The organism is Mesorhizobium sp. GW821-FHT07A06 (genome assembly GCF_059419085.1).
Window position 1 is genome coordinate 181357 of sequence record NZ_JBWKRC010000013.1, and the last position, 13660, is coordinate 195016.

12 protein-coding genes and 1 pseudogene are annotated in these 13660 nt (G+C 58.2%); 9 read left to right on the plus strand and 4 right to left on the minus strand.

The genetic code is table 11. The features are described 5' to 3' along the window. Positions 1–364: 364 nt before the first annotated feature. The 3 genes from AC07SZ_RS30150 (at position 365) to AC07SZ_RS30160 (ending at position 3378) form a co-directional block, all read left to right on the plus strand. Positions 365–658: a hypothetical protein gene (locus AC07SZ_RS30150; RefSeq protein ID WP_494917171.1), complete on the plus strand. Its 294-nt coding sequence runs from the start codon at positions 365–367 to the stop codon at positions 656–658. 81 nt (positions 659–739) lie between these two features. Further along, complete coding sequence (locus tag AC07SZ_RS30155; RefSeq protein WP_494917147.1) at positions 740–1288, plus strand: ArsR/SmtB family transcription factor; 549 nt, start codon at positions 740–742, stop codon at positions 1286–1288. Between the two features lie 131 nt (positions 1289–1419). Next, complete coding sequence (locus tag AC07SZ_RS30160; RefSeq protein WP_494917149.1) at positions 1420–3378, plus strand: hybrid sensor histidine kinase/response regulator; 1959 nt, start codon at positions 1420–1422, stop codon at positions 3376–3378. A 577-nt stretch (positions 3379–3955) separates the two neighbouring features. Here AC07SZ_RS30160 and AC07SZ_RS30165 read toward each other — a convergent pair. Beyond that, complete coding sequence (locus tag AC07SZ_RS30165; RefSeq protein WP_494917150.1) at positions 3956–4210, minus strand: hypothetical protein; 255 nt, start codon at positions 4208–4210, stop codon at positions 3956–3958. Between the two features lie 193 nt (positions 4211–4403). Here AC07SZ_RS30165 and AC07SZ_RS30170 point away from each other — a divergent pair, with 193 nt between their 5' ends. Further along, a complete protein-coding gene (locus AC07SZ_RS30170) occupies positions 4404–4625 on the plus strand; it encodes a hypothetical protein (protein WP_494917152.1) in 222 nt (73 codons plus the stop codon). An 878-nt stretch (positions 4626–5503) separates the two neighbouring features. Next, on the plus strand, positions 5504–6253 hold the full coding sequence (locus AC07SZ_RS30175) for a hypothetical protein (protein ID WP_494917153.1): 750 nt from the start codon (positions 5504–5506) through the stop codon (positions 6251–6253). A gap of 253 nt (positions 6254–6506) precedes the next feature. Here the strand turns inward: AC07SZ_RS30175 and AC07SZ_RS30180 are convergent, their stop codons facing one another. Further along, positions 6507–7292, minus strand: coding sequence for a DUF1236 domain-containing protein (locus tag AC07SZ_RS30180; RefSeq protein ID WP_494917154.1), 786 nt, complete (start codon positions 7290–7292; stop codon positions 6507–6509). A gap of 621 nt (positions 7293–7913) precedes the next feature. On the opposite strand from AC07SZ_RS30180, the gene AC07SZ_RS30185 reads away from it, so the two are divergent. Together AC07SZ_RS30185 and AC07SZ_RS30190 are read left to right on the plus strand one after the other, a co-directional pair. Next, a complete protein-coding gene (locus AC07SZ_RS30185) occupies positions 7914–8279 on the plus strand; it encodes a 2Fe-2S iron-sulfur cluster-binding protein (protein WP_494917173.1) in 366 nt (121 codons plus the stop codon). Next, positions 8197–8442 (plus strand): annotated as a pseudogene (locus tag AC07SZ_RS30190) (hypothetical protein); the annotation flags it as partial. The gene AC07SZ_RS30185 and the pseudogene AC07SZ_RS30190, both read left to right, overlap by 83 nt. Here the strand turns inward: AC07SZ_RS30190 and AC07SZ_RS30195 are convergent. Next, entirely contained in the window at positions 8361–8750 is a 390-nt protein-coding gene (locus AC07SZ_RS30195; RefSeq protein WP_494917155.1) for a response regulator, read from the minus strand. The pseudogene AC07SZ_RS30190 and the gene AC07SZ_RS30195 overlap by 82 nt on opposite strands. Beyond that, entirely contained in the window at positions 8747–10240 is a 1494-nt protein-coding gene (locus AC07SZ_RS30200; RefSeq protein ID WP_494917156.1) for a sensor histidine kinase, read from the minus strand. Before AC07SZ_RS30200 ends, AC07SZ_RS30195 begins: the two co-directional genes overlap by 4 nt. A gap of 1064 nt (positions 10241–11304) precedes the next feature. Between AC07SZ_RS30200 and AC07SZ_RS30205 the strand changes: the two genes are divergently transcribed. After that, complete coding sequence (locus tag AC07SZ_RS30205) at positions 11305–11451, plus strand: DNA -binding domain-containing protein (protein ID WP_494917158.1); 147 nt, start codon at positions 11305–11307, stop codon at positions 11449–11451. A gap of 799 nt (positions 11452–12250) precedes the next feature. Then, on the plus strand, positions 12251–13660 hold a 1410-nt coding region (locus AC07SZ_RS30210), incomplete at its 3' end, for a VCBS domain-containing protein (protein WP_494917160.1).

Below are 13660 nucleotides of genomic sequence, written 5' to 3' on the forward strand. Positions count from 1 at the left end.
TGTCGGCCGGTGCCGGATCAAGCTTCCCGCAACCAACCCTGCCGCCGCTCGTTGGTCGATGCTGGATGATCCCAGCATGACTCCAGAACCTGCCCGCTGTTCTCCCCAAAGAGCAGCGGGCCTTTTTTGTTCATCAGCGGAACTTGATACTCGTCGGCTGGTTATTGAAGTGCAGCAATCCCCTCCGCTGCGGCTAAGGAAATTCGCTCCTGGTCGGGCCCGCTTCTTCCGCCATTGGGACGGGCCCACTTCAGATGCCCGCGTCGAACTGGTTTTCGCGTTATCGCGGGCGAAACTTTTCATCGAGAACGGAGTTGATGGAACAAGCCGCTCTATGGGCGGTCCTCAGCAGGAGGAATGTTCCATGAACATCAAGATGCTCACTATGGACGCAATCGCGCTCGCAATGATTACAGGCTCGGCGCTCGCAGGCGGCAGCACCGGGACCTCGGCGCTCGACGATCCGGCGAAAATGTCGCCGTTCTTCACAGATGCCGGCATGAAGACCATGAAGTCCGAGGCGGAATTCAAGGCAGCCTGGATGGCCATGAAGGAAGAAGACCGCGCGGGGATTATGAAGGAATGCGGAGACGAGGCCATTGCCAAGTCGCATGACAATTTCTGCAAAATGACCAAGCAGCTCGGCGGCGCAAACTGATTAAAGCGCATCGCCGGTCGCTAACAAAGCCCGTCACCTCAAGGTGGCGGGCTTTTTGCTCCGCTGGTCGCGGGCTTTTTTGTGGAACCGATCGAGGCCAGTGAAGTTTTGCAAATGCTCGGGCGTCCCCTCGACCGAGCGGACAAACAAAGAGCCCGTCACTGCCTTAACGCGGTGGCGGGCTTTCCAGTGCGCGGCTCGTCTGCACTGAATTCGTATGGTCGCCGGTTAGTGTCTTACGTCAGAAAGCGGCTCGCAGAAATTAAGGCGGACCCGGCGTTGCGGCGCCGGTCGGCGACCTGTCTGAGCGTCCGCAGCGATGCTGCCTACATTGCCCGTTGGCTTAGCACCCTGGGCAGCGGCAAGCGTTTATTGATGCTGGTTCACTTGATTGACGGTGAAAAAACGGTGGGCGCGTTGGCCGGGCTCATCGGTCTCTCCGCATCAGCCACGTCTCAGCACCTGGCGCTTCTAACAGAGCAAGGGATCGTGGAGCCGCGGGTGGATGGAGCGCGCCGCTACTATGCGTGCAAATCAGAAGCGGCGAAAGCTGTCGTCCGGATGCTGGATGATCTGGTCCAAATCGACAGGCTTCCCGATCCATTGCCTGGCACCCCACGGAGACCGTAAACCCTTGCACCGCTGCGAACCTCCCTTGCAGGAAGCGCGCACTGGAAGCCAGCCGGCTGCTGCGCGGGATTTTGATTGGGACGTCTGCCGCGAGGTGGCTTTGTGATCACAGAGCGCTAGATTTGAGTGAGATGCCTAACAACGACCACAGAAACCTAAAGCTTTCCCAGACCGCTGCAGAGCAGCTGGTTCAAAGTGTCGTAGACTACGCGATATTCATGCTCGATACCGACGGGAGGATTCAGAGTTGGAACCCTGGCGCGGAGCGCATCAAGGGATACACCGCCGGTGAGATCATCGGCGAACACTTCTCGCGTTTCTACACAGAAGAGGATCGGGCCGCGGGAGTGCCGGAGGTGGCGCTGAAGCAGGCTGCAGAGGAGGGCAGATTTCACGCCGAAGGCTGGCGCGTTCGTAAAGATGGCAGGCGGTTCTGGGCGATGGTGGTAATCGACCCGATTTTCGAGACCGGGAAGCTCGTCGGCTTCGCCAAAGTCACCCGCGATATCACGCGCAATCGTGAGATGCAGCTCGCGGCCTTGGAGGGCGAGCGCCGCTTTCGGCTCCTGGTGCAAGGCGTGACAGACTACGCCATTTACATGCTTGACCCAGAAGGCAAGATCACGAACTGGAACACCGGGGCCGAACGCATCAAAGGTTATAGCGCCGCTGAGATATTGGGACAGTATTTTTCGACCTTCTATACAGCTGAGGATCGCGAGGCTGGCCTGCCGCAACGAGTCTTAGAGGCGGCGGCCAGGGACGGCCGTTATGAAGCTGAAGGGTGGAGAGTCCGCAAGAACGGAACCCAATTCTGGGCGAACGTGATCGTTGACGCCATTCGTGACGACAGTGGCCAGCTTGTCGGATTCGCAAAGGTCACACGGGACCTAACAGAACGAATGGAAATTCAGCGCCAGCTGGAACAATCCCGAGAGCAGTTGTTCCAGGCGCAGAAAATGGAGGCGATCGGTCAACTGACCGGCGGTCTCGCGCATGACTTCAACAACTTGCTGACTGGAATCTCGGGAAGCCTGGACCTGTTGAAAACACGTTTGGCCCAAGGGCGTGTCGATGAGCTTCCTCGTTACATCACGTCGGCTCAGGGAGCGGCAAAAAGGGCCGCCGCGCTCACCCATCGGCTTCTGGCCTTCGCCCGAAGGCAAACGCTCGATCCCAAGCCCACCAATGCAAATGATCTGATCACCGGCATGGAGGAGATGATCCGCCGCACGATCGGCCCGACGATCGAAATGCAAACGGCGCTTGCCATTGGTCTCTGGATGACAATCTGCGACGCAAACCAGCTTGAGAATGCAATCCTGAACCTCTGCATCAACGCCAAGGACGCCATGCCGGATGGAGGGCGGCTTACGATCGAGACGGCCAACAAGTGGGTAGACGACAAGATAGCAAAGGAGCGCGATATGCGCCCCGGGCAATACATCCAGGTCAGCGTGAGCGACACCGGGACAGGCATGCCTCCAGACGTCGCGGCTCGTGCATTCGATCCATTCTTTACGACAAAGCCCACAGGAGAAGGCACGGGGCTTGGGCTTTCCATGATTTATGGCTTCGTCCGCCAGTCCAACGGGCAAGTGCGCATTGATACAGAGGTCGGCAACGGCACGACCGTGGCGATGTACCTCCCGCGTCATTGGCTCAGCGGCAAGGCAGAGGAAGGCGAACAAATGGTTGATGAGCTTGCCCATCAAGGTAGCGGCGGCACGGTTTTGGTGGTGGACGATGAGCCCCTCATTCGAATGCTGATCTGCGAAGTGCTGTCCGATTCCGGCTATCGCGCGATCGAAGCGGGAGATGGCGCCACCGGCCTGCAGGTCCTTCATGCCGGCGAAGCGATCGATCTGCTCATCACCGACGTGGGTCTTCCCGGAGGCATGAATGGGCGTCAACTCGCGGACGCAGCGCGAGAAGTCCACGCCAGCTTGAAGATACTCTTCATCACCGGCTACGCGGAGAACGCCGCAGTTGGAAACGGACATCTCGCCCCAGGCATGCACGTGCTCACCAAGCCGTTCGTGATGGAAAAGCTAACAGCCAAGGTTACCGAGATATTACAAAACGAGTAGCGCCTGCCGGCGTGCACACCGCCTGTGCGGCCTCGACGTAGCAGGGGGGTAGCGACACCACCTCAAACTCGAGGGCGGCTCCTCGACCGCCCCGGACAAACAGGAGCCAGTGACTGCGAGCTTTCGTCTCCCGGAATGCCGGCATTGGCGGAGGCGAGCCCGGATTGACAAATGGCCGGCTCGAACAAATTTCGCATTGAGGGTAAAAAGCGAGGACACCACATGAAAAAGTCGTATGAAAAGCCTACGCTGATTAAGCGCAAACGTCTTTCGAAGGTTACGGCAGTTTCCACCCCTTCAGTGGTTGTCGTCATCCCCCCAGGCTGAGACGAGCAAATTACTGCCCGAAAGCCCGCTACCTCCGGCCGGCGGGCTTTTTTGTCTTCAGGGGTTAATTCCGGCTAACATCAGGATTGTTGCCCCCGTCCTCGAGATCGGCTCGTGCTCTGGCTGTTCGTGCCACATCACCTGGCGAAAGTTGCGCCGGCGCGGCTGTAGAAATGGTCGAGACCCTCATTGGCCGGTCCGCCGCCGTGCAGATTGCCGGGGAGCGGCGGTCCGAGATCGGATAGTTTTGTCATAGCGAGCTGTCCAACGCGGGTTTAGGTTCGTTGGCGGACTGTTGGCCAGCTGACGAGTTGACCGCTTCTTTGGCGCACTGCTCGAACATCTTGACCTTCTCTTGGTAGCCGAGCTGAACCTTTGCTCCGCAGCTTGCGCATTTGAAATTGCGGATGGTCGTCACCCAGGAACCTTTTCTGAGGGTTGGATGAGAACAGGTCGGGCAACGGAGTTCGAAAAGTTGATCGCGCAATTCAAACGACAACGGCATGGCAGGGCTCGCATCAGCTTGGGCCGCCGTAAATCTCTGTTTGCACGAAATGTTCCCGGAGCCAGGACCTTTGCGCGTTCGTATCAGACTTTGGTCTGGGCGGTGGCATTGGCGCACAGCGCGAGTCACACGAGTAAGGTGGAACTTAAGACTGCAAGCGAACTCAAGGCTCGACGAACACACGCAGTATCGGATGGCAGAAGAACTACCGGAAACCGCGACGGATGATCCGATGGCGATCGGCGTCCCTGCGGGCCGAGCGATGGAGGCGGCTCATAAGAAGGGGATTGCCAGCACTGAGATCAGCGAGGAAGGCCCGAGCGTGTTTGAAGTCATCGCCGAAGCGTTAGACCATCGAGAAGCGGTACGCCCTATTCCCGAAGCTGTCAGTGGCTCGACCTTCGGCTTCACGTGAGATCTCGCACGTCGATGGGGTCGAGAACGAGCGCATCGCCGTCACCGTCATGCGCGCGCCGTGTTCGTCAGCGTGAAGGATCTCTTTCCTTCCTCGGTCAGCAGCCTTACTAGGCAAACCTCCGGATTATTGCGGTTGCGTCGCTCATTCGTAGCGCTTGCCGACGGACGGTGCATTGAGCTTGTCGAGTTGCTCCTGAAGACGGCCGTTGAGAACAATCATTTCCTTGAGTGCCTTCATCGTTTCGCCCTGTGCAAGGCGGCGAACTTGTCGGCGACGGCCTGCAAGGCCGCCTCCTGGCGGCTGAAGAGAGTGATGGTGCGGTCTGCCATGACAGTACCTTTAATTTAGCGAACCTTGTGCCCGTGCCGACTGCGGGATCTTGATCTGCGTAGCCGGCTTCTCGACGACCATCAGCGTTTCGTCCGGCGCGGTCCGCTGTAACTTCTTCGCCTCGGACCAAGGCGAGATCAGCTATGTCCCGGTCTCTTTCCGAGTGGTCAGGATTCGGCATTGCGTTCTCATGGCTGCGCGCGATGAGGGCGTTCGGCTTGGGCGTGCTCGCCCGGGCCTTCCTGAGCTTCCGCACGCCGTGCCAGCGCGTCCAAAGGCCTGCGAAGAAGAACAGCGGCCGATCCTCGCTGAGCGCGAACCAATAAATCCTTTTTGACGCCGGTCTCGGGATCTTTCTCGTCGATGGGACTGGGCTCGGCAAGCTCGTCACAAGGGTAATGCAACGGTGCTCGACGCCCATATACTGCTGCCAGTGACCATATCGCAGGTTTCGCCGGCATGCAGTGACAACGAGCTGGAATCAAGTGCCCAAGTCGGAGCACATCAGACACTGCCTGAGCCGGTCCAAGTATCTGGTCCCCCCGATGAATGTCGCCTCGGTTATCGGCTGCAAGCAGGGCGAGACGCCGACGGTTGCCATAGGCCCTGCAAATCCGCGCCTCGCCAGGCGACTAAAGAATCCCGCTCGCTCTTCACGCTGCCCAACGGCGACATTCTCGTGGCCGAGTCCGTGGGGCCCCTGGTGCTGCAAACAAGCAGTCGAAAGATCTCATCATGGGCTGGATCGAATCCATGGCGACCTCGGCGGCGGCACCGAAGGAAGCAAACGGATCACGCTGCTGCCCGACACGACGGCGATGGTTCGCCTGACGTTCAGGACGTGTTCCTCGATCATCTCAATTCGCCCTTTGGCGTGGCCTGATCGGCAACGATTCCTGCGTCGCCGACACCGACGCCATCGTGCGTTACGCCTGCACTGCGGGCGACATCAGGATCACCGCCCCAGGTACGGTGCTGACGACGCTGCCTGGGGCCCCATCCACCATCATTGGACCAACTCTTTAGTCGCCAGTGCCGACGGCTGGCTGCTTTATGTCGGCATCGGCTCCAACAGCAACGTCACCGAGAATGGCATCCAGGCCGAAAAAGAGCGGGCCGCCATCTGGGCCGTCGACAGAGCCACCGGGCGCCATCAGGATGTCAAACGGCCTGCCGCCATGTCGAGCACCTCGGAGCGTGGTGCCAGAAGGTCGGGCAATGATAGCCTGGTATCGAATGAGAATGGCCAGTTTTTCGAATCGGAGGATCAAGAGAATGTGGGATCAATCGAATGACCTTGCCCGCGACGGCCGGTTGATAACGACCAAGATCAAAATAACAATCCAGAATGCGTAATAACACTCGAGTATAGATGTTCAAGGCGTCTATCAAGATGGGTGGTACGACTTCGCCAGCTCGTTCTTCCAAATCACATCAGGATCGCAAGCAGGTTGATTTCGGCTGTTGTGCGTTGGCTCGGAATTATACCCGCACGGGTATGGTCAGTCCGCCCTGTCACTCGATAGGGCGGACCACCGGCAAGAAATGCTAGGTGAGGATCAACACAATCTTGAGGGTGTCCGGATCCACGATGACGATCCGACCGTCGGCGAGCAGGAAATACTCGTAGCTCTCGTAGGCTGGGACGATCTTGACGATGCGCGCCGGCAAGCGATGCAGCCTGATCTTGTGACGCGGAATTTCAACGCCGACGTTGATGTCGAAGTCTACACTGGCAACCGGCTCGACCTTTGTCTCCTTGATCACCTGTGTGATTTGCGATTTCTGCTCAATCGTTACGTTGGTGATGGAACTAGTCGAAGTCTTATCTTGCGTAGAGGTCTTGCCCTGCGCCTGATCACTCTGAACGTTGACCTTCCCCTGCGCCTGCTGGTCTGTGGTGGCTCCAGCCTTGCCTTGAGCCTGCTGATTGGTCTGGACCTTGGCTTTTCCCTGCGCCTGCTGGTCTGTGGTGGCGCCATCCTTTCCTTGAGCCTGCTGATCGGATTGGACCTTGGCTTTTCTCTGCGCCTGCTGGTCTGTGGTTGCGCCAGCCTTGCCTTGAGCCTGCTGACCGGTCTGGACCTTGGCCTTCCCCTGCGCCTGCTGGTCTGTGGTTGCGCCAACCTTGCCTTGAGCCTGCTGACCGGTCTGAGCTTTGGCCTTGCGCTGTTCCTGTTCGCCCATCTTGGAACCAGTTTGGCAGTTGGCCTTTCCAGACGTGCAATTGGTGTCTGCGCCTGACTGGCTCTCAGCGGGCTGCTGTGTCTGCGCCATCGCCGTTCCACAGCCGAGCCCGATCGCCAGCATGCTGGTGATGAGGACATGCTTCATAGGAAATTCTCCTTGAGAAAAACGGTCCCTTCAACGGGTAGAACTTCAACCAAAAAGCTTTGTTCCGAGATGGATTCGTGGACGTCAAAGAACGACCAATCAGATCGGCATGGCGCCGGCGGATCGGCCCCGGTGCGCAATTCAGACAACCTCCCAACCTCGCCACTTCTGATAGTTGAGAGGAGAACGGGATGGCAGTTTACAGTAAATCCGAACGCTTGCGCGTTCGCGGATGATCTCGCCCTGCGCGCTTGTCCGCCTAAAATATAGGCCGATCGTAGCTGTACGTGCCATGCCGATCATCGCTCCTTCGCGCGTTCGAAGGACAACCGTTCGCTCGCCAGTTGAAGTTCTGGATGCCTCCATGCTGCGGACAAACAGCGATCTCACGGAGGTGAAGAGGGCACTTTGATCCTTGCGGTTGGTTGGATCCGCTTGAGCCTCGGCCTGCCGGAGCCAGCCATGCACGAACCCAAGATTGCCAATGACCCGAGCCGACGCATGTTCATGACGTCCTCTGTTTCGGTGGTAGCGGCAATGCCGCTTGTCAATTCCTCAAAGAGCGCTGACCAGCCGACGGCCGCCAAACCGGCTGAACCAGGTGAATTGTCGGCGGTCTCAATGCATATCAACAAACAGCCCTACAACCTCGCGCTCGACCATCGCACCAGCCTGCTCGACGCTTTGCGCAACCATGTTGGCCTGACCGGCACAAAGAAAGATTGCGATCACGGGCGGTGCGGCGCCTGCACCATTCTCGTCGACGGAAAACGCGCGCTCTCGTGCCTGAGTTTCGCCGTCATGAACCAGGGCCGCGAGATCACCGCGGTGGAAGGCCTGGTTTCGACCCGGCGGCGAACTCCATCCCGTCCAGCAGGCTTATGTCGACCAAGATGCCTTTCAATACGGCTATTTCACACCGGGGCAGATCATGTCTACCATCGGTTGCATCAACGAGGCCACGCTGGGAACGCCCGGCGTGGGTGAGATCTCGACTCGTATTGGCCACAGGCTATCAATCCATATCATGCTCGTAGTCCCGGCTTCGGTCCGACAGCAAACCTCAAGTCACATGCCGAAGGGTTCGGTCCTGCCTGGCTCATCTGAGAGAGCGAACTGCAACGAATGGTCTAGCTTCTCCTTGGAATAAGGTTTGGCGATAATCGTCGATCCTCTCGCGAAGTCTGACGCCCCCTCACCATATCCAGTGGCGCACACAATCGGGATGCCCCGAAGCCGTAGAGCTTCGGCAACGCGGTCGCTCCGCTCACCACGTATATTTAAATCCAATACAGCCGCGTCGATTTCTTGGCTTCCGATCATCGCTATCGCGCCTTCGATGGTCGTGGCGGGCCCGACAACAGTGACCCCGAGCTCAATCAAAAAATCCTCCGCCAGCATGGCAATGAGGGATTCGTCTTCGACAATGAGCACACGTCGGCCTGACAACTCTGTCATTGGGGGACACTCCCCTCTGCCAAGGGGGCATCGATCCTGCAGACGAGACCCTGAGGTTGGAAATCCATCGCGACCTCAGCCTCAAGATCGGCGGCTAGGCCCCGCTCAAGAAGGCGGGAGCCAAAGCCTCGCCTTGCCGGAACTGAAACCGTGGGACCACCTAGCTCGCTCCAAACCAGCTTGAGTCTCGGATGGGGTTCGGCAGTCCGAAACCACTCGACGGAAATCTTGCCGGCCTCGTTGGAAAGGGCGCCATACTTTACAGCGTTGGTCAGCAATTCATGGAACGCAAGTGCTAGGGAAAGAGCTTGGTTGGGCTGCAATAGAATTGCAGGTCCATCTGTGGACACGCGGTTGGAGAACGCGCCTCGGATCTGAAGACTGTCGCAAACTAGCTGCTGCAATGATGCATGTTCCCAACTGGTCTGCGTGAGGACGTTGTGCGCTGCCGAAAGGGCCATGAGACGGCCCTCGAACGCGGCATGAGCATCAGTGGCTTTCGTTCCCCTGAACGTCTGATGCGCAATACCCTGGACGACCGCCAGAGTGTTCTTCACGCGGTGGTTGAGTTCAGCCATCAGGAGTTCTCTTTGTGTGACATCGACATTTACCCCGATCAACCCGCGAAATAGCCCACTTGGGGAGAAGTGAGGACAAGCAGTTGTGAGCAGGACGCGGTACTCCCCCTTGCAATTCCTGTAGCGACCCTGAACCGTGACGGCCGATTGTGTTGCCAATGCTTGCATCATGCGGGCCCCGATGTCGGCAGCATCATCGGGATGAATGGTTGGGTGCCAATTGAATGTCGGGATATCCTCGTTCTCGATGCCCCAGAACTCCCTGAGCATGATGTTCAGATTTGTGCATTTGCCCAAAGCGTCGCAGGTCCAGATCATCACCGGAGCGTGTTCGGACATAAGGCGAAACTGTTGCTCTGACCCTCGCAACTCTTCTTCGGCAACTCTTCGGGCCTCTTCCGCCCGCGTCCGCTCGAGATAAAAACCGATCTGTTTGGCAATGGTCGTAGCGAGATCGATCTCGTGGCTGACAAACAAATGCCTTTGATCGTAGTAGGTCATGAATTTTCCCACTACTTCGCCTTGGACTGTCAATGGAATGAAAGCCAAACCAACGATGCCTTCGCCGGCAATGATCTCTTTAACGGCGGCAGCTTCATCCGTTTCAGCAATGTGCGAAATGAAGATAGCATTGGGGCTGCGTTCGCCCACAGCCCAAGGCGAATGCCCCTCAAGCGCCTTTCTGTACCTTTCGGACAGACCGCGCCAGGCTACGAAGCGCATGACGCCTGCTTCATCAAAGAGCAACATGGAAGCGCGACGGCACCCCAGACCGTCACGAATGGCATCCAGGCCGGCTTCAAAGGCTTCGTGGTTCGTCTTTGCACGGTACAGTCGATCTGTCAGCACATAAAGCGCGTTGAGTTCGTCCAACCTCTCCGTGATCTTCTCGCTGCCCCCGCTGAACTGCACGCCGACCCTCCCTTTGGCGAATGGTTATTAGCAACGACGCATAGAACGCCGACAGGTCATTTTCGTTCCGATCGCTTATCTGCGGTCAAGGCTCAAATGCTCGAAGGCGCTCGTCATTCGATTGATCACGTCCACAGTTGGCATCTTGCCTCGGGGGCATTCTTTCGCGGCTTGGACGCCTTCAGCAGGGACGGGGAGCTGAAGCCTGCCGCCCTCATCGAGCGCTATGGAAAAGGTGCTCTATTACGTTCGGTCGAGCGCGCGCTTTTTTGCACGAGTTGTGACGGGGGCGGTCCCGTCAGGCTGGAAATTCACAAGCTGCCACGCAATTGAGAGGAGCCGACAGAGGCCAACTCGGCGCTAATCCAATCCCTGATACCGCACCAATACGCCAAGCTACCGGCTTGATCTGTATTCCTGACCCAGGCGCGCGGCCCTGCCGCACAAACGCTTCGTCTAACGACTGCCATTCCACACAATTCACGACGTGTGGCACTCGTGTTCGGTCGGCGCTAGGAAAGGAGCGAGCACAGCCGGATCAGCCGTCGGCCGATCCAGCACTTCTCCTGTCCCTTGCCTGGATCGACGTTCACGTTGGGATGCTGGCCTCCTGTGTCCAGCAGCAGCAGGTTGAGGGGGAGCTGCTGGAGAGGGGCGCGCTCTTGCCTGTCGGCGAAGTGAATGCCCCGGGGATGGGGCTGGCGCCTCCCGCGACTGGCCTGATTTCCCGAAGCAAGAGCAGGATGACGCTGAAAAGGCCGACACGTTGCTCGCTGAGATTGCCGCGACACCTGCTCAATCCTTAGCGGGCGTAGTCGCGAAGCTCGCGGTCATCCTTCGGGAGGCGACTGACAATACCGACCTTTGCGAATTTCCGCTGCCGCACATCCGTTCGGCCTTGGCCGATCTGCGGTGCCTCACGCATGAAGCGATAAGCGATCAGCCTCCGGCTGGCCCGCAGGCGATCAGTCGATAGGCTCGCTATTCGAGCAGCCTGCATCATCGTTCGCTGCCTGGCGCGCCTTCGGCGCGTGGAGCTAGGGTGATGATGGTGCCTAGGCCACATGCTGCGATGCCTTGATGGCCGCGCCCAGCAGGCATCCCATTTTGAAGTCGCGACCGCATTGTTCGGTCCGCGGCTGGTCAGCGCCGCCGACTGGCATGACTCCACTTTTCTACCAGACGTATCGGCTCGTGCGCGACGGGCTTAGGTGATCGAGTGCGGCTATCGCCAATTGCTTCGCGCGCGACGGCGCATTTCCTGAAGCATAGGCCTACGATCCGAGATGAACGGCGTCTTTGCGCCCCGTTTCGGTCATTCAGCGTGTCTTGGGTCTTGCCGAAAAGCAGACATCCACGAAAACGCCGATCGATTTAGCTAATGGCGAAACTTCAGGCTTTTCGTAAAACTGTCGATTGCGCCTTCCGAAGCTCAGCGATCGGCCTGCGGGTTTTTCCGCTCGATGGGCATCATTTTTCGGTCTGATCCTAAAATGTATGGAGTACGATGTCGCGCCGGATATCGGCGGTTGGTATCAACGCGCGCTTTGGGGCACGGCTTGCGGTGTTTAGGCTAAGAATTCTTACTCACTCGGCTGCCAACCTTTGGTCGAGCCGCCAATATCACAGCTCATGCCCCGTTATGCTCAACGATTAACTGTTTTCCAAACTTGCACGTTGACGCTTCCTCTCTACAAGAGTTAATAATCTCCTAATATAAGGGCAATCTAAAGCTCGTGGTCGGTAACCACGAGTTTGACGATGTAATTTGGGTAGGGAACGCAGCGCGACGACCAGTCGTCGCGTCCATCAGCATCGGGTCAATATCCGTCCGTGAACGGCCAGCTTGAGGCTGCTGTTCTAAGCGCCGGGGTGTGCCTGGATGACAGCGACAATTCATGCCTGCCCCGGATTCGCGCGACTTTCTACGGCTGGAAGCAGCCGGCCGTGCAGTAATGTCAATGAAGCAGATGGTTGGGCGTCTGCCTTTTAGTAACTAGGGGGTTGAAAATGGCTTCTAAAATCGCCGATGCAGGTGGAACCACAGCGTCTTTTTCAAACACGCCGCAGGCGAATGACGACGTTTTCAATCTCACCGAGGATACGGTCGTCCTCGCCTCAGGTTCGCAAACCATCATAGTTCTCGATGTGATGGCCAACGACCAGGGTGGAAACGCAAAGTCCCTCTTTTCGGTTGACGACGGGATTTCCGCATCGACAGCCACGAAACAATACGCGCCGATCGATCTGACGACTCAGGACGTTGCGGCGACCGGCGTCTCAGCTTGGGAAAGCATCGGCGGCGGGGTTTCCATCCGCATCAACAACGGTAAGGTCGAGATGGACCTTAGCGGATATCTTGCGGCGCACGGCTTCTTAAGCTTGCAGGCCATGGGTGCGGGCGACCAGATCAACGAGACCTTCACCTATGCGATAAAGCTCGGCAGCGGAACGTTGAGTTGGGCCAGCGTTTCGGTCAACATTCAAGGCACCAATGACGGCGCGATCATCACAGCCGTTCCGGGCGCCGACCTGACTGTGGTGGAGGCCGGCGGCGTTGCCAATGGCACACTGAACGATCCCAACGCGCATGGGCAGCTGATCATCACCGACCCCGATGTCGGCCAGAACCATTTCCAAGCCCCCCCGAGCCTGCAGGGCACTTACGGCACCTTCACCTTCGACACGACGACTGGCGTGTGGGCCTATACGCTCAACCAGACTCTCGCCGACCCGCTGACTCAGGGCCAGCCCGTTACGGATACTCTAACCGTGAAGTCGGCGGATGGCACGGCGAGTTATAACATCGTCGTCAACATTACTGGCACCAATGACGCGCCAGTCGCCATTGCTAATGTCAATTCGGTGAAAGAGGACACAGCTCCCAATCCGGTCAGCGGCAATGTGCTGACCAACGACACCGATGTCGACACTGGCGATACCCGCAGCGTCACCGCCGTCAACGGTTCGGCCGGCAATGTCGGCGCCGACCTGGTCGGCACCTATGGCACGCTGCATCTCAACAGCAATGGCACCTACACCTACACACTCAACAATGGCCTGGCCTCGGTGCAGGCGTTGGCCGCAGGCGCCAGCGTCACCGATGTCTTCAGCTACACCAACTCCGACAACCATGGCGGCACGTCATCCGCCAATCTAACCGTCACCATCAACGGCACCAACGACAACCCGGTCGCGGTCGCCGACATCAATTCGGTGAAAGAGGACACGGCGCCCAATCCGGTGAGCGGCAATGTGCTGACCAACGATACCGATGTCGACACTGGCGATACCCGCAGCGTCACCGCCGTCAACGGTTCGGCCGGCAATGTCGGCGCCGACCTGGTCGGCACCTACGGCACGCTGCACCTCAACAGCAATGGCACCTACACCTACACGCTCAACAATGGCTTGGCCTCG